This window comes from Polaribacter irgensii 23-P (assembly GCF_000153225.1).
GTDB classification, from domain to species: Bacteria; Bacteroidota; Bacteroidia; order Flavobacteriales; family Flavobacteriaceae; genus Polaribacter; species Polaribacter irgensii.
On record NZ_CH724148.1, the window covers coordinates 480,734 to 496,302 of the forward strand.

Annotated in this window: 14 protein-coding genes; 13 read left to right on the plus strand and 1 reads right to left on the minus strand. The window is 34.9% G+C overall.

Annotated elements, in window-relative coordinates; genetic code table 11:
- The first annotated feature begins 133 nt into the window (after window positions 1–133).
- From miaB to groL, 7 genes are all read left to right on the plus strand, one after another.
- Window positions 134–1,588, plus strand: a complete 1,455-nt coding sequence (miaB, locus tag PI23P_RS02100) for a tRNA (N6-isopentenyl adenosine(37)-C2)-methylthiotransferase MiaB (protein ID WP_004569062.1) — start codon at window positions 134–136, stop codon at window positions 1,586–1,588.
- Window positions 1,589–1,664: 76 nt separating this feature from the next.
- A complete protein-coding gene (locus PI23P_RS02105) occupies window positions 1,665–2,888 on the plus strand; it encodes a sigma 54-interacting transcriptional regulator (RefSeq protein WP_004569063.1) in 1,224 nt (407 codons plus the stop codon).
- 109 nt (window positions 2,889–2,997) lie between these two features.
- Entirely contained in the window at window positions 2,998–3,504 is a 507-nt protein-coding gene (locus PI23P_RS02110) for an LptE family protein (RefSeq protein ID WP_004569064.1), read from the plus strand.
- Between the two features lie 26 nt (window positions 3,505–3,530).
- Entirely contained in the window at window positions 3,531–4,244 is a 714-nt protein-coding gene (locus PI23P_RS02115) for a DUF8458 domain-containing protein (protein ID WP_004569066.1), read from the plus strand.
- A 3-nt stretch (window positions 4,245–4,247) separates the two neighbouring features.
- Window positions 4,248–4,583: a preprotein translocase subunit SecG gene (secG, locus tag PI23P_RS02120; protein ID WP_004569067.1), complete on the plus strand. Its 336-nt coding sequence runs from the start codon at window positions 4,248–4,250 to the stop codon at window positions 4,581–4,583.
- Window positions 4,584–4,748: 165 nt separating this feature from the next.
- Window positions 4,749–5,024, plus strand: coding sequence for a co-chaperone GroES (locus PI23P_RS02125; protein WP_004569068.1), 276 nt, complete (start codon window positions 4,749–4,751; stop codon window positions 5,022–5,024).
- A 100-nt stretch (window positions 5,025–5,124) separates the two neighbouring features.
- Window positions 5,125–6,759: a chaperonin GroEL gene (gene groL, locus PI23P_RS02130; RefSeq protein WP_004569069.1), complete on the plus strand. Its 1,635-nt coding sequence runs from the start codon at window positions 5,125–5,127 to the stop codon at window positions 6,757–6,759.
- A 116-nt stretch (window positions 6,760–6,875) separates the two neighbouring features.
- On the opposite strand, the gene PI23P_RS02135 is transcribed toward groL, so the two are convergent.
- Window positions 6,876–8,423, minus strand: coding sequence for a glycine--tRNA ligase (locus PI23P_RS02135; protein ID WP_004569070.1), 1,548 nt, complete (start codon window positions 8,421–8,423; stop codon window positions 6,876–6,878).
- A 165-nt stretch (window positions 8,424–8,588) separates the two neighbouring features.
- Between PI23P_RS02135 and PI23P_RS02140 the strand changes: the two genes are divergently transcribed.
- The 6 genes from PI23P_RS02140 (at window position 8,589) to PI23P_RS02165 (ending at window position 15,521) form a co-directional block, all read left to right on the plus strand.
- On the plus strand, window positions 8,589–9,275 hold the full coding sequence (locus PI23P_RS02140) for a ComF family protein (protein ID WP_018942466.1): 687 nt from the start codon (window positions 8,589–8,591) through the stop codon (window positions 9,273–9,275).
- 55 nt (window positions 9,276–9,330) lie between these two features.
- Window positions 9,331–10,947 (plus strand): Ig-like domain-containing domain, encoded by a 1,617-nt coding sequence (locus PI23P_RS02145; RefSeq protein ID WP_004569072.1) that lies wholly within the window; start codon window positions 9,331–9,333, stop codon window positions 10,945–10,947.
- Between the two features lie 272 nt (window positions 10,948–11,219).
- The gene (locus PI23P_RS02150) at window positions 11,220–12,083 is read left to right on the plus strand and encodes a sigma-70 family RNA polymerase sigma factor (protein ID WP_004569073.1); all 864 of its coding nucleotides are present in this window, start codon (window positions 11,220–11,222) and stop codon (window positions 12,081–12,083) included.
- Window positions 12,084–12,223: 140 nt separating this feature from the next.
- On the plus strand, window positions 12,224–12,880 hold the full coding sequence (rpe, locus tag PI23P_RS02155; RefSeq protein ID WP_004569074.1) for a ribulose-phosphate 3-epimerase: 657 nt from the start codon (window positions 12,224–12,226) through the stop codon (window positions 12,878–12,880).
- Entirely contained in the window at window positions 12,881–14,269 is a 1,389-nt protein-coding gene (locus PI23P_RS02160; protein WP_004569075.1) for an exonuclease domain-containing protein, read from the plus strand.
- Entirely contained in the window at window positions 14,250–15,521 is a 1,272-nt protein-coding gene (locus tag PI23P_RS02165) for an FAD-dependent oxidoreductase (protein WP_004569076.1), read from the plus strand. The genes PI23P_RS02160 and PI23P_RS02165 overlap by 20 nt, the downstream gene beginning before the upstream one ends.
- The last annotated feature ends 48 nt before the right edge of the window (window positions 15,522–15,569 follow it).

The following is a 15,569-nucleotide window of genomic DNA, read 5'->3' on the forward strand; positions in this document are numbered from 1 at the left end:
CAACTGCACCTAGCTTTAAGCACCCAAAAGCAGTTATTCCGCACATTATCAAAGAATATCAAAACTAATTGTTTTCTGCCAATTTGTCATTCCTTTTCATTTTTGGTTGTATCTTTGCTTTTCATTTTTGCCTATGGAACCCAGCGTAAAAGTTATCAACGAGAAAATTCAAGGAAAAGCCCTTGTTACAGAAAATAAGATAGAAAACACAAAGAAACTATTCATAGAGAGTTACGGCTGTCAGATGAATATGAACGACAGTGAAATTGTTGCTGCAATCTTAGATAAAGAAGGCTATAACACAACTCAGATCTTAGAAGAAGCAGATTTAGTTTTGGTAAATACCTGCTCTATTCGAGAGAAAGCTGAAACTTCCGTACGGAAACGCTTACAAAAATACAATGCGGTAAAAAAAATAAACCCAAAGATGAAGGTTGGCGTTTTAGGCTGTATGGCAGAACGTTTGAAAGAAAAGTTTTTAGAAGAAGAAAAAATTGTGGATTTGGTTGTCGGACCTGATGCCTATAAAGATCTACCAAATTTATTAAGCGAAGTTAGTGAAGGTAGAAGTGCAGTAAATGTAATTTTATCCAAAGATGAAACCTACGGTGATATCTCTCCCGTTCGCTTGAATACAAATGGGGTCACTGCTTTTGTATCCATTACCAGAGGTTGTGATAATATGTGTACTTTTTGCGTCGTTCCGTTTACTCGCGGTCGTGAAAGAAGTAGGGATCCAAAAAGTATTTTGGAAGAAATTCAATCAATGGTAGACCAAAACTTCAAAGAAATTACGCTGCTAGGACAAAATGTAGATAGTTTCTTATGGTTTGGCGGTGGACTAAAGAAAGATTTCAAAAAAGCTACGGAAATGGCACGGGCAACTGCAATAGGTTTTGCAGAATTGTTAGACATGTGCGCTACAAAATTTCCAAAAACACGCTTCCGCTTTTCCACTTCGAATCCACAAGACATGAGTTTAGATGTCATACATGTAATGGCAAAACATATTAATATTTGTAAATACCTTCATTTACCTGTTCAGAGTGGAAGTAACGCGATGTTAAAGGCAATGAATAGGCAACATACGCGTGAAGAATACATGACCTTGGTGGATAACATTTTTAAAATTATTCCAGAAATGTCATTATCACAAGACATGATTGTTGGATTTTGTGGGGAAACTGAAGAAGACCATCAAGATACACTCGCTTTAATGCAATATGTAAAATATGATTTCGGATTTATGTTTACGTATTCGGAAAGACCAGGAACTTTAGCGGGAAATAAGATGGATGACGATGTGCCACAGCCTGTTAAAAAGCGCAGACTCCAAGAGATCATAGACTTGCAACAAGAACATGCGTTGTTTAGAACACAGCAGCACTTAGGGAAAATAGAGGAGTTTTTAATTGAAGGTACTTCGAAAAAAAATCCAGATGAATGGAAGGCGAGAAACACACAAAATACAATAGCAGTTTTCAAAAAAGAGCATTATAAATTAGGTGATTTTGTAAATGTAAAAGTTGAAGACTGTACTTCTGCAACATTAAAAGGAACTGTTGTTGGGTATTCTGACAATAACTGATTGCCCCAAAGAATAAATATTAAGTATTCCAAATACTGGAAGCTTCACTAAAAAATCCAATTTCAAAATAGAAACTATGGAAAACTTGCAAGCATTAAAACAACGCTTTGGAATCATTGGTAATGATCTTCATCTGAACCGTGCCTTAGAAAAATCAATTCGAGTTGCACCTACAGATATCTCTGTCTTAGTAACAGGAGAAAGTGGTGTAGGAAAAGAAAATATTCCGAAAATCATACACTCATTGTCACACCGGAAACATGCAAAATACATTGCTGTCAACTGCGGTGCAATTCCTGAGGGAACTATTGATAGTGAACTTTTTGGACATGAAAAAGGATCATTCACCGGAGCAACACAAGATCGAAAAGGATATTTTGAAGTTGCAGATGGGGGTACCATCTTTTTAGATGAAGTTGGTGAATTACCATTAACCACACAAGTGCGTTTGTTACGTGTTTTAGAAAACGGAGAATTTATCAAGGTAGGTTCTTCAAAACCTCAAAAAACCGATGTTCGGATTGTAGCTGCTACCAACATAAATATGCAAGCAGCAATTGAAAAAGAGCGTTTTCGAGAAGATTTATATTACCGTTTAAGTACGATAGAAATAGATTTACCAGCACTTCGAGAACGCAATGAAGACATCCATTTGTTGTTTCGAAAATTTGCTTCTGACTTTGCAGAAAAATACAGAATGCCTTCAATTCGCTTGGATGAAAATGCAGTTACCATCCTACTAAACTATCGTTTTCCTGGCAATATTAGACAGTTAAAAAATCTCGCCGAACAAATTTCTGTGATTGAAGAAAGTAGGGTTATCACAGGAAAAAAGCTACAAGACTATCTCCCCAATAACAAAGGAAATCTGCCCGCTGTAATTGGAGGAAAAAAAGACAACGATTTTTCTTCAGAAAGAGATATCATGTATAAAATCCTTTTTGACATGCGGAATGATATCAACGATTTAAAAAAATTGACACTCGATTTAATGAAAACTGGAGATATCGAAGAAGTAGAAGAAAGAAACCATCAACTAATAGAAAAAATCTACGCGGACCAAGAAAGAAAAGAACGCAATATTGAAGTGATGAACATCCCCCAGAATTCATCGAAAGAAAAAGAGTATGATTTTATAGAGACCATTCAAGAAGATGAGTCTTTATCTTTACAAGACAAAGAAATTGAAATGATTACCAAGTCTCTCGAAAAAAATAAAAATAAACGAAAATTAGCCGCAAAGGAATTAGGAATCTCAGAAAGAACCCTTTATCGAAAAATAAAACAGTATGATTTATAATGAATCTCAGAACAACGGTTCATTTATTCAAGAGAAGATTATTTGTTTTGAAGCCATTTAAAAAACCCTATATTTAAATTTTGTACGAAGTTAAAACCGATTTATCTCAATGAAAAAAGTATATTATATTCCCCTCTTTGTCTTATGTGTTTTATTCTTTACAAGGTGCGGAATTTACGGTTTTACTGGCGGAGATGTGGGAAGTGCGAAAACAATTCAAATAGATTTTTTCCAAAACCAAGCACAATTAATAGAGCCAGGTCTCGGTCAGGATTTTACATTAGCATTGCAAGACTTATTTACAAGACAGACAAATCTAACGTTAGTATCTTCAAATGGCGAACTTTATTTTAGCGGGGAAATTACCAGTTATAGAATAGCACCAATGAGTGCTACTTCTCAACAAACATCAGCACAAAACAGACTGACTATTAGTGTAAATGTGAGGTATGCAAACACCACCGATGAAAAGAAAAATTTTGAAAAATCTTTTTCTTTTTATTCCGACTATCCAGCAACTTCCCAATTAACGGGGGGCGTTCAAGAAGCTGCTTTTACAGAAATAATTGACCGAATAACACAAGACGTATTTAATGCTTCTGTTGGCAAATGGTAAGTATATAACTCGAAGAAAAAAATATTTTGAAAATAAAAAGTTTCCTGAATTTACTTGGCAAAAAGCCTTTTATTAAGGCTCAAGAAACCCTCGCTTTAAAAGCTATTGTAGATGAGTTTCCTTATTTTCAAACAGCGCGGGTTTTGTATTTAAAAGGATTGAAAAATCAAGATAGTTTTAAATATAATAATGAATTAAAAGTAACGGCGGCATTTACTGCAGATCGCACTATTTTATTCAATTATATTACCTCTTTCGATACCGAAATAAGTAAAAAGGGAGAAATTCAGACACAAAATACGGCCACGGTCTCTCTACAAAAAACAAAAAAAAGTGTCCCCAATGAAGCACCTGGGCATTCCCAAAAACCACATTCCTTCTCTGCCACTGAAAGTCATTCATTTCATCAATGGCTGCAGTTAGCAACAAAAAAAACAATTGTCAGAAATAATGACAAGCCAGTTCGCGAAAAACACACTAAAGAAGGCATCATTAATACGTTTATTCAAAATAACCCAAAAATTACCCCTCTTGAAAAAGGAGAAAATTTCACTACTCCGATCTCTAAAAACAAACAGGACAATGCATTGATGACAGAAACTTTGGCAAGCGTTTATCTTGCTCAAAAAAAGTATGAAAATGCAATACAAGCTTATAAAATTTTAAGCTTGAAATATCCAGAAAAAAGTGGTTTCTTTGCAAACGAGATTAAAAAAATACAAATTTTACAAAAAAAATAAAGTATGAATTATAACTTATTTTTAGGAGTTATCCTATTGGTAGCAGTCATCTTAATTTTAATAGTTATGGTACAAAACCCGAAAGGTGGAGGATTGTCTTCTTCTTTTGGTGGTGGTGCGCAATCTTTAGGTGGTGTTCAAAATACGAACAACTTCCTAGATAGAACTACTTGGACGCTTGCAATTGCGATGTTTGCATTAATCCTTTTATCCAACTTTGCAATTGACAGAGGTGGTGCCAATGACTTTAAGTTAGACAACACATTAGAAGGCATAGAAACTACAGTTCTTACAGCACCAGAAACAACAACAACAACAACAAACGATAGTTTAAAATAAGCAGTTGTACTACACAACTTCAAATGCCAATGTGGATGACACGTTGGCATTTTTTTATTTAAAAAAGTACCTTTACTTTTATTTTTTTTGAAAGATTGTCATCTATCCTGTATTGGCATACTTTCTGATTGGTAGTTATCATAAATTATAAATAAAAAAATAACGATGGGATTAAACATAAAGCCTTTAGCAGATAGAGTTCTAATAGAGCCTGCAGCGGCAGAAACAAAAACCGCGTCTGGACTAATCATTCCTGACAACGCAAAAGAAAAGCCACAACAAGGCACCGTGGTTGCTATTGGAAATGGTAAAATTGATGAGCCATTAACAGTTAAAATTGGAGATACTGTTTTGTACAGTAAATATGGTGGAACTGATTTAAAATTAGAAGGCAAAGACTATTTAATGATGCGCGAAAGCGACATTTTAGCAATTATTTAAATTGCTGTTGGCGACAGGTATTTTCCTGTGGCTTGTAAAAAAAATAAAAACTCTTTTTAGCAGAAGTTAAGTACGTAAGGCTAAAAATAAAATTAAAAAAATGGCAAAAGACATAAAATTTGATATTGAAGCAAGAGACGGACTAAAACGTGGCGTAGATGCTTTGGCAAACGCAGTAAAAGTAACATTAGGACCAAAAGGAAGAAATGTAATTATTTCTAAATCTTTCGGCGCACCAACAGTAACTAAAGATGGTGTTTCTGTTGCAAAAGAAATTGAGCTTGAAAACGAGCTTGAAAATATGGGTGCTCAAATGGTAAAAGAAGTAGCTTCTAAAACCAATGATTTGGCAGGCGATGGAACTACCACAGCTACCGTTCTTGCACAAGCAATCGTAAAAGAAGGTTTGAAAAATGTTGCTGCAGGCGCAAATCCTATGGATTTAAAACGCGGAATAGACAAAGCTGTTGCGGCAATCGTTGCGGATCTAGAAAAACAAGCTAAAAAAGTTGGAAATTCTTCGGAAAAAATAAAACAAATTGCTGCAATTTCTGCAAATAACGACAACACGATTGGTGAACTAATTGCTACTGCTTTCACGAAAGTTGGAAAAGAAGGAGTGATTACTGTTGAAGAGGCGAAAGGAATGGAAACCTATGTAGACGTTGTAGAAGGAATGCAATTTGACAGAGGTTATTTATCTCCTTACTTTGTGACGGATGCTGACAAAATGATCGCTGACTTAGAAAATCCTTATATTTTATTATTTGATAAAAAGATTTCTAATTTACAAGAAATTCTTCCAATACTAGAACCCGTTTCACAAGCAGGAAGACCTTTATTAATCATTGCTGAAGATGTAGATGGTCAGGCATTGGCAACATTAGTAGTGAATAAATTGCGTGGTGGATTAAAAATTGCTGCTGTGAAAGCTCCTGGTTTTGGAGATAGAAGAAAAGCAATGTTAGAAGACATCGCGATTTTAACTGGTGGAACTGTAATTTCTGAGGAAAGAGGGTTTTCATTAGAAAACGCAACTTTAGACTTGTTGGGAACTGCAGAAACAATTACGGTTGATAAAGACAACACCACCATTATAAATGGTGCTGGAAATGCAGAAGCTATTAAAACGCGTGTAAATCAGATCAAAGCACAAATAGAAACAACCACCTCAGATTACGATAAAGAAAAACTTCAAGAACGCTTAGCGAAGTTAGCAGGTGGTGTTGCAGTACTGTATGTAGGTGCTGCTTCTGAAGTTGAAATGAAAGAGAAAAAAGACAGAGTTGATGATGCATTGCATGCAACAAGAGCTGCTGTTGAAGAAGGTATTGTTGCTGGTGGTGGAGTTGCTTTAGTGCGTGCTAAAAGAGCATTGGAGAAAATTGATACCTTAAACATCGATGAATCTACCGGAGTTCAAATTATTAACAAAGCGATCGAAGCACCCTTAAGAATTATTGTTGAGAATGCTGGTAAAGAAGGCTCTGTAATATTAAACAAAGTATTAGAAGGTAAAAAAGACTTTGGATATGATGCTAAAAATGATGTGTACGTAGACATGTTAGAGGCTGGAATTATAGACCCTAAAAAAGTAACACGTGTTGCCTTAGAAAATGCAGCGTCTGTTGCAGGTATGATTCTTACTACCGAATGTGCCTTAATTGACATTAAAGAAGACAATGCTGGTGGAATGCCTCCAATGGGTGGTGGCGGAATGCCAGGAATGATGTAAACTTACAATATAAGCGTGCAAAAAAAGTAGGCTTGTAAACATTATCGATTCCAAATAAAAATCCGTTAGAAAATTTCTAACGGATTTTTTTTGATTTTAATGCCTACTCAGAAAACCTATACTTCTATTTTTTGCAACCAAGTTTTTATAGCAACCTCTTTTTCAATAATGCCTTTTAGTTCAGAAATTTTCACACGTTTTTGTTCCATAGTATCTCTGTGGCGTATCGTTACACAAGCATCTTCTAAAGATTCGTGGTCTACCGTAATGCAAAACGGGGTTCCTGCAGCATCTTGTCTTCTGTATCGCTTTCCCACAGCATCCTTTTCATCATAAAATACATTGAAATCCCATTTCAACTCTTTCATAATTTCGCGTGCAACTTCTGGCAAACCGTCTTTTTTAACCAATGGGAAAATTGCTGCTTTGTACGGCGCTAAAACTGCTGGTAATTTTAAAACCGTTCTTGTCGTTCCATTTTCTAGCGCTTCTTCATGCAAAGAATTCGAAAAGACAGCTAAAAACATTCTGTCTAAACCAATAGAAGTTTCAACTACATATGGCGTATAACTTCTATTTTCTTCTGGATCAAAATACTGCAACTTTTTTCCAGAATGCGCTTCATGTGCCTTTAAATCAAAATCTGTACGTGAATGAATTCCTTCTAATTCCTTAAATCCAAAAGGAAACTTAAACTCAATATCGGCTGCTGCATCTGCATAGTGCGCCAATTTATCGTGGTCGTGAAAACGATAATTCTCTGCACCCATTCCCAGACTTAAATGCCATTTTAAACGGGTTGCTTTCCAGTGTTCATAATACTCCTTTTGCGTTCCTGGTTTTACAAAAAACTGCATTTCCATTTGTTCAAACTCGCGCATCCTAAAAATAAACTGTCTTGCAACAATTTCATTTCTAAATGCTTTTCCCGTTTGCGCAATTCCAAAAGGAATTTTCATTCTTCCTGTCTTTTGAACATTTAAGAAATTTACAAAAATACCCTGTGCCGTTTCTGGTCTTAAATAAACTTGGGTAGCGGTATCTGCAGAGGCTCCAATTTGTGTTCCAAACATTAAATTAAACTGCTTCACTTCTGTCCAATTCCTTGAACCCGTCAAAGGATCTGCAATTTCTAATTCTTCAATGAGCAACTTTACATCTACCAAATCTTCATTTTCTAAAGATTTACCCATTCTTGCAAGAATACTATTTATTTTTTCTTGATATCCTGAAACCCTTTCGTTCGTGGCAAGAAACTCTTCTTTATTAAAGGAATCTCCAAAACGCTTTTCTGCTTTGGCAACTTCTTTGTCTATCTTTCCCTCAATCTTAGCGCAATAGTCTTCAATTAAAACATCTGCTCTGTATCTTTTTTTAGAATCTTTGTTGTCAATTAACGGGTCGTTAAATGCATCCACGTGTCCAGAAGCTTTCCACGTTTTTGGGTGCATTAAAATAGAAGCATCTAATCCTACAATATTTTCATGCATTTGCACCATTGCTTTCCACCAATATGCTCTAATATTTTTCTTTAATTCAACGCCGTTTTGAGCATAGTCATACACTGCACTTAATCCATCGTAAATTTCTGATGATTGAAATACATATCCATATTCTTTTGCGTGCGATAATACTTTCTTAAAGTGATCTTCTTGTTTTGCCATAATGAGTACAAAGATAAACGTTTGCATAAATTTTTCAAGAAAAAAATAGTTTCATTTTAAAGCATAAATCATTCCTTAGAACGCACCGGAAGCCAAACTTTTATACGCAGTAGAATGAATGCAACTATTTTAAGTAACTTTCGTATGAATTGTAATCCCCAAAAAATGGAATTATTAAAAGACTTACGTGCGTTATTTTATCCTAGAATATGTGCAAACTGCAGCCAACAATTAATACAAAATGAATCCATAATTTGTACTTTCTGCCGACATGATCTGCCTTTAACTCATTTTCAAAGTTATACAAAAAACAAAATTAATGCTATTTTTTATGGACGAGTAACCATCGAAAAAGCCTTTGCTCTTTTGTTCTTAAGAAAGAAAGGCATCACTAAAAACCTAATCCACAAACTAAAATACCAAGGCACCGAAGAAATTGGCATTTTCTTTGGCAATTGGATTGGAGAAATTCTTTCGGAAAATGAAGAATTTTCGACGGTTGATTTTATCCTTCCTGTGCCCATTCATGCCAAAAAACAGAAAATTAGAGGGTACAACCAAGTTACCAAATTTGGTAAATGTCTACAACGGCACTTAAAGACTCCTTTTTTAGAAAATGTTTTAGTGCGGAAATCTGCCAACACGACACAAACTTTCAAATCTCGATTTGAACGTTTTAATGACCTAGACACCAAGTTCTCTTTACTAAATTTCACTATTTTTAAAGACAAACATGTTTTAATTATTGACGACGTTGTTACCACTGGAGCTACTTTAGAAGCCTGTGCACTTGAACTTTTGAAAACTTCAGGAATAAGAATCAGTATTTTAACAATGGCCTACACAGAATAAATTTTATGGTCTAATATGAAAAATTAATTGTTAATTTGTATAAAATTTATCTTTCGTGAATCTCCGTAACAGCTCTTTTTTACTACTACTTTCTATCACCTTAATTTCTAGTTGTGCAAAAACAGGAAGACCCGACGGTGGTCCAAAAGACGAACTCGCACCTCTTTTTGTTACTTCAAATCCGCCGTACGAAACAATCAATTTTAGCAGTAAAGAAATAACACTTTATTTTAACGAGTTTATAAAATTAAAAGATCTCAATAAGCAGCTCGTTGTTTCTCCTCCTTTAAAAAACCCCTTAATTATTTCACCACAAGGCACCGCGAGTAAAACGTTAAAAATAAGAATTTTAGATACCCTTGCACCAAATACTACCTACATCTTTAATTTTGGAAATGCCATTGAAGACAACAATGAGAACAATATTTTGGAAGGATTTAAATACGTATTCTCTACGGGAACTTATATTGATTCCCTGCGGTTTTCAGGAACTGTTGCAAATGCGCTTTCAAACAAAAAACCTAAAAAAACTAACATTGTCCTCTACAAAATAGACAGCACATTTACAGACTCTATCATTTATAAGAAGAAACCAAATTACGTAACTACTGCAATAGATACAGCAGGCTTCAATTTTACTAACTTAAAAAAAGGAAAATATCTTTTACTTGCTTTAAAACAAAATTATAATAATTATATTTTCGACTCGAGCCTGGACGAAATTGGCTTTTACCCAGACACCATCGTATTGCCCAAGGATAGTAGCATTACAAAACCAATCAAGTTATTTAAAGAGCTGCAACCCTATCGTTTTAGAAGAGCAGCCGAAGTCTCTAAAGGTAAAATTAGTTTTGGTTATGAAGGCAATGCTAAGGATTTAAAAGTTGCACTATTATCAAAAGTATCCGACAGCTTTCGAAGTGTATCTCGTTTTGAAATAGACAAAGACACCTTAAATTACTGGCATACTCCAATCGATGTAGACTCCTTAAATTTTATCGTTTTCAACGATCTTTTTTTAGACACCGTCACAGTGAATTTTAGAAAAAATAAGATAGATTCTCTAAAACTATCTCCATCCACATTGGGAATCTTGCACTTAAGAGATACCTTCTTTATTAAAAGTAACAACCCTATTGTAAAGATTGACACCAGCAAAGTTCGGTTTACGGATACAGACACATTACAGGTTAAATATGCCCATTACACTTCTAAGAAAGAGAATAAAATCGGATTTATTTTTGATAAAAAAGAAAAAGAAAAATACAATTTAAGAGCACTTCCAGGAAGTTTTACAGACATCTTTTCGGTAAAAAATGATACTCTAAACTTTAATTTTAGAACCTTAGATAGAGAAGATTACGGACGAATTACACTAAACATTGTGAATACAAATGATAAAAATCTAATCATTGATTTATTAACAGGACCAGACAGCGATCAAATTATTGACCGAAGATATGTGAACACAAGCGAAACACTTGTTTTTGATTTGTTAGAACCCAAAACATATTTCGTTCGCGCAATTATAGATACCAACGCTAATAAAAAATGGGATACTGGAAATTACTTACTTAAAATTCTCCCAGAAAATATTATCTACTATCCAGAAGTGTTAAAAGTGAGAGCAAATTACTTTTTAGAAGGCAATACGTTTACCATAGAAAACTAAAAATAAGCAGCTACAATAATAGATGTACTTTGGAGGAATCAGGAAATAACTCCAAACCTTTGAACTTTTTAAATTCAAAGAAGCGCAATTTTAAAGCATTTTTAAAAAGAGCATCCCATTAAAAACAGAAAGTTCCACACAAAATCTCTGGAATATTTTAAAAAACAACTCTTTTTAAAAAAAAGAAAACTTTTTGTAACATAAGGTTCTTTTCTTCCGTATAAGTATTTGTAGCAAGTAGATGAATCTTTAAATTGTTGCAAATAAATTAGATGAGACAACTAAAAATAACCAAGCAGGTTACCAATAGAGAAACTGCTTCCCTTGACAAATATTTACAAGAAATTGGAAAAGTAGACTTAATTACTGCTGATGAAGAAGTAGAATTAGCACAACTTATCAAAGCCGGTGATCAAAGAGCTTTAGAGAAGTTAACCAAAGCCAACCTAAGATTTGTTGTATCTGTTGCAAAACAGTACCAAAATCAAGGATTGACATTACCCGATCTTATAAACGAAGGAAATTTAGGTTTGATTAAAGCTGCGAAACGTTTTGATGAAACGAGGGGTTTTAAATTTATATCCTATGCCGTTTGGTGGATCCGCCAATCGATTTTACAAGCCCTGGCAGAACAATCTAGAATTGTACGCCTGCCTTTGAATAAAATTGGTTCTATCAATAAAATTAATAAAATGTATGCCTTTTTAGAGCAAGAAAACGAGCGCCCTCCAAGTGCTGAAGAAATTGCTAAAAAATTAGACATGACAGTGAATGATGTGAAAGAATCCATGAAAAATTCTGGACGTCACGTTTCTATGGATGCCCCTTTAATTGAAGGTGAAGATTCGAACTTGTACGACGTTTTAAATTCTGGAGAATCTCCAAATCCTGACAGAAAACTATTGCACGAATCTTTAAGGATAGAAATTGACAGAGCATTAGAAACCTTAACTCCCAGAGAGGCAGATGTGGTTAAACTATATTTTGGCTTGGGGGAACACCAACCGATGACCTTAGAAGAAATTGGAGAAACTTTTGATTTAACACGTGAGCGTGTGCGTCAAATTAAAGAAAAAGCAATCAGAAGACTAAAACACACCTCTAGAAGTAAAATCTTAATGACCTATCTTGGATAGTAGTTCCAGATTTTTTAAAAGTGAGCGCGTCTCCTTTTCTTATCAGGTGTAAACAAAAGGTGTATAACTCTCGAACTTATTTCGAGAGTTTTTATTTTATATTCTTATTTTTACAAAACTTAACAACACGATACAATCTAATGAGTAATTTAATAGCACCTTCAATTTTAGCCGCAGACTTTGCAAATTTACAGCGCGATATAGAAATGGTAAACAACAGCGAAGCTGACTGGTTCCATATTGATATTATGGATGGCGTTTTCGTTCCAAACATTTCCTTTGGCATGCCTGTTTTAAAAGCGATCGCAAAGCATGCTAAAAAAACAATTGATGTGCATTTAATGATTGTAAATCCAGACCAATACATTCAAACTTTTGCAGATTTAGGCGCGAACATTCTGACGGTGCATTATGAAGTGTGCCCACATTTACACAGAACCATTCAAGCTATAAAAGATGCCGGAATGAAAGCAGGAGTAGCCTTAAATCCACACACGCCTATTTCAGTTCTAGAAGATGTAATTATCGATCTAGACTTGGTGTGTATCATGAGTGTCAATCCTGGCTTTGGAGGGCAATCTTTTATAGAAAACACCTACAAGAAAGTAAGTCAATTAAGACAATTGATAGATTTTACAGCATCCGACTGTCAGATAGAAATTGACGGTGGGGTTACCAATATAAATGCCAATGCTTTAATTGAAGCCGGTGCCAATGTCTTAGTTGCCGGAAGCTTTGTTTTTGGCGCTGAAAATCCGACAGAAACCATTTCAGACTTAAAAAACTTAATTGCCTAATTGTTATACGCCGTTGTTGATATAGAAACTACCGGAAACGGACCCAAAGGACAGAAAATCACGGAAATTTCTGCCTTAATTTTTGACGGAAAAAAAATTGTAGACGAATTTACTTCGCTCGTAAATCCTGAACAAAATATCCCTGCTTTTATCACCAGTCTTACTGGTATTACCAATGCGATGGTACGAAATGCGCCTCGATTCTTTGAAATCGCAAAAAAGGTAGCAGAAATTACTGAAAACACTATTTTTGTTGCGCACAATGTAAACTTCGATTACAACATTATACAAGCAGAATTTAAAAGTCTAGGATTTGACTTTAAAAGAAAGAAACTCTGCACCATTCGCTTGACAAGAAAAATAATACCTGGCCTTCCGTCCTACAGTTTGGGTAATATTTGTACCGGTGAAAACATTCCTATTAATGGAAGACATCGCGCAAAAGGTGATGCGGAAGCCACTGCAGAATTACTGCGACGGCTCATTGAAAGGGATGAGAACTTCACAATTAATTCCTTCCTAAATCCGAAATCAAGACAAGCCACTTTGCCTCCTCTTATAGATAAAATAGTAATCGACAACCTGCCGGAAACTTTTGGAGTCTATTATTTCAAAAATCTTGCGAAAGAAATTATTTATGTGGGAAAAGCAAATAATATCAAGCAGCGCGTCATCAGTCATTTTTATGACAAGAAAAAAAAGGAACAAACAATGTGTTTAGAGACAGCAGATGTTTCTTTTACAAAGACAGGTAGTGAATTACTCGCATTATTGCTGGAATCTTCAGAAATAAAGCACATCTATCCAAAGTTCAACAGAGCCCAAAGAAAGTCTGCAGAGGCCGTTGGATTATTTTCTTATGAAGATCAGAAAGGAATCCTACATCTCGCATACAACCGTCTAAAACTAGCTCCAAATGCCCTACTAAAATATTATTCTATTTCAGAATGTAGAAATCATTTAGAAACCTTGTGTGAGACCTTTGAATTGTGTCCGAAATACTGTCATTTACAAACCAATGTCTCTAGTTGTTTTCATTACCAACTGAAAGAATGCAAGGGTGTTTGCTGTGACAAAGAAACTGTTGAATCGTATAATAAAAGAGTGAAAGAAGCAATCGCATCCATTGGCCTTGGTGCCGAAAATATAGTCCTTAAAGAAACGGGAAGAACTAAAAACGAAATTGGATTTGCCCTAATTTTGGATGGAATCTATAAGGGTATTGGATATGTAGATGCACAACAATCCGAACAATTAGAAAATCCAGAAGACTATCAATTTTTTGTGGAACCTAAAAAAGACAATAGAGATATACAAAGAATCATTGCCGCATATCTAAGGAAAAAGACAAAATTAAAAGCAATTGAAAATGGAGAAATCAGCATATAAAATTCATATTATTGGTGCAGGTGTTAGTGGTTTAATTGCTGCTCAAATTTTAGAAAACTATGGGTATCACCCTACCATTATTGAAGCTTCTAGTTCTGTTGGGGGCCGGGTTAAATCCGACGTTGTCAAAGGACATCTCTTAGACCGAGGTTTTCAAGTATTGCTTACTTCTTATCCTGCCGCAAAAAAATATTTAGACTACGATCGTTTAGAATTACAAAAACTTTTACCCGGTGCCACCATTTTTAAGAACGGCAAATCCCAGACCATTGGAGATCCTTTGCGCAAGATCTCTTTATTAATACCAACCTTACGCTCCTCTGTTGGTTCTTTTACTGATAAGGTGAAAATACTAAAACTGAATGCACTGTTAAAGAAAAAGAAAATTGAGGCTATTTTTAAAACGGAAGAAACAACAACCCTTCAATATTTAAAAGACTTTGGTTTTTCTAATGAAATTATTACTGACTTTTTCACACCTTTTTTTAGCGGAATTTTCTTAGAACCCCACTTGGAGACCTCTAGTAGAATGTTCGAATTTGTGTATAAGATGTTTGGAGAAGGCTTGGCCGTAATTCCGAAAAAAGGAATACAAGCAATACCAAATCAACTAAAAAGCAACCTTACGCAAACTAAAATTCGATTGAACAGCGCTGTTAAGCAAGTTAAAAATAATCTCGTTATTCTAGAAGATGGAGAAGAAATTAAAAGTGACTTCACCATTATAGCGACAGAGGCAAGTGCCCTAATTTCCAATTTAAAAAACCAAGAGACCCAATGGAAAAGTTGTGACACCCTCTACTTTGAATGCGAAAAAAGAGAAATTAATAAGCCCTTAATAGGATTGATCTCTGATAAAAATACGCTTATCAATAATATTTTCTACCCAACCAGTATTGCATCCAAGGCTCCAGGGGATAAGGAATTACTCTGTGTAACAATTGTAAAAAAACACGAAATCACGGAAACAGAACTAATCGCAAAAACAAAAGAGGAACTCAAAACATTCTGTGGGATTTCTGACCTTGTGTTCCTAAAAAGATACCAGATAAAGAAAGCATTGCCCGAATTAACAAATATACAATATGCTCTTTCGAGTACAGAAACACAGTTAAATTCGTCTTTATTTTTAGCAGGGGATCAATTGTTAAATGCTTCTTTAAACGCTGCTATGATCGCAGGGGAAAGAGCTGCTATGGGCGTAATTAAAACACTTGAGGACGGTTTGATTGCAGATGAGCTATCATTATAATTTAATTAAAATCAACTACTTTACTTATAAAATAGGCACTCGCCTAAA

Excerpts from the sequence above, each read along its gene's own strand:
- miaB (WP_004569062.1), top strand. The coding sequence starts at position 134 with ATGGAACCCAGCGTAAAAGTTATCAACGAGAAAATTCAAGGAAAAGCC.
- PI23P_RS02105 (WP_004569063.1), top strand. The coding sequence starts at position 1,665 with ATGGAAAACTTGCAAGCATTAAAACAACGCTTTGGAATCATTGGTAAT.
- PI23P_RS02110 (WP_004569064.1), top strand. The coding sequence starts at position 2,998 with ATGAAAAAAGTATATTATATTCCCCTCTTTGTCTTATGTGTTTTATTC.
- secG (WP_004569067.1), top strand. The coding sequence starts at position 4,248 with ATGAATTATAACTTATTTTTAGGAGTTATCCTATTGGTAGCAGTCATC.
- PI23P_RS02125 (WP_004569068.1), top strand. The coding sequence starts at position 4,749 with ATGGGATTAAACATAAAGCCTTTAGCAGATAGAGTTCTAATAGAGCCT.
- groL (WP_004569069.1), top strand. The coding sequence starts at position 5,125 with ATGGCAAAAGACATAAAATTTGATATTGAAGCAAGAGACGGACTAAAA.
- PI23P_RS02135 (WP_004569070.1), bottom strand. The coding sequence starts at position 8,423 with ATGGCAAAACAAGAAGATCACTTTAAGAAAGTATTATCGCACGCAAAA.
- PI23P_RS02140 (WP_018942466.1), top strand. The coding sequence starts at position 8,589 with ATGGAATTATTAAAAGACTTACGTGCGTTATTTTATCCTAGAATATGT.
- PI23P_RS02150 (WP_004569073.1), top strand. The coding sequence starts at position 11,220 with ATGAGACAACTAAAAATAACCAAGCAGGTTACCAATAGAGAAACTGCT.
- rpe (WP_004569074.1), top strand. The coding sequence starts at position 12,224 with ATGAGTAATTTAATAGCACCTTCAATTTTAGCCGCAGACTTTGCAAAT.
- PI23P_RS02165 (WP_004569076.1), top strand. The coding sequence starts at position 14,250 with ATGGAGAAATCAGCATATAAAATTCATATTATTGGTGCAGGTGTTAGT.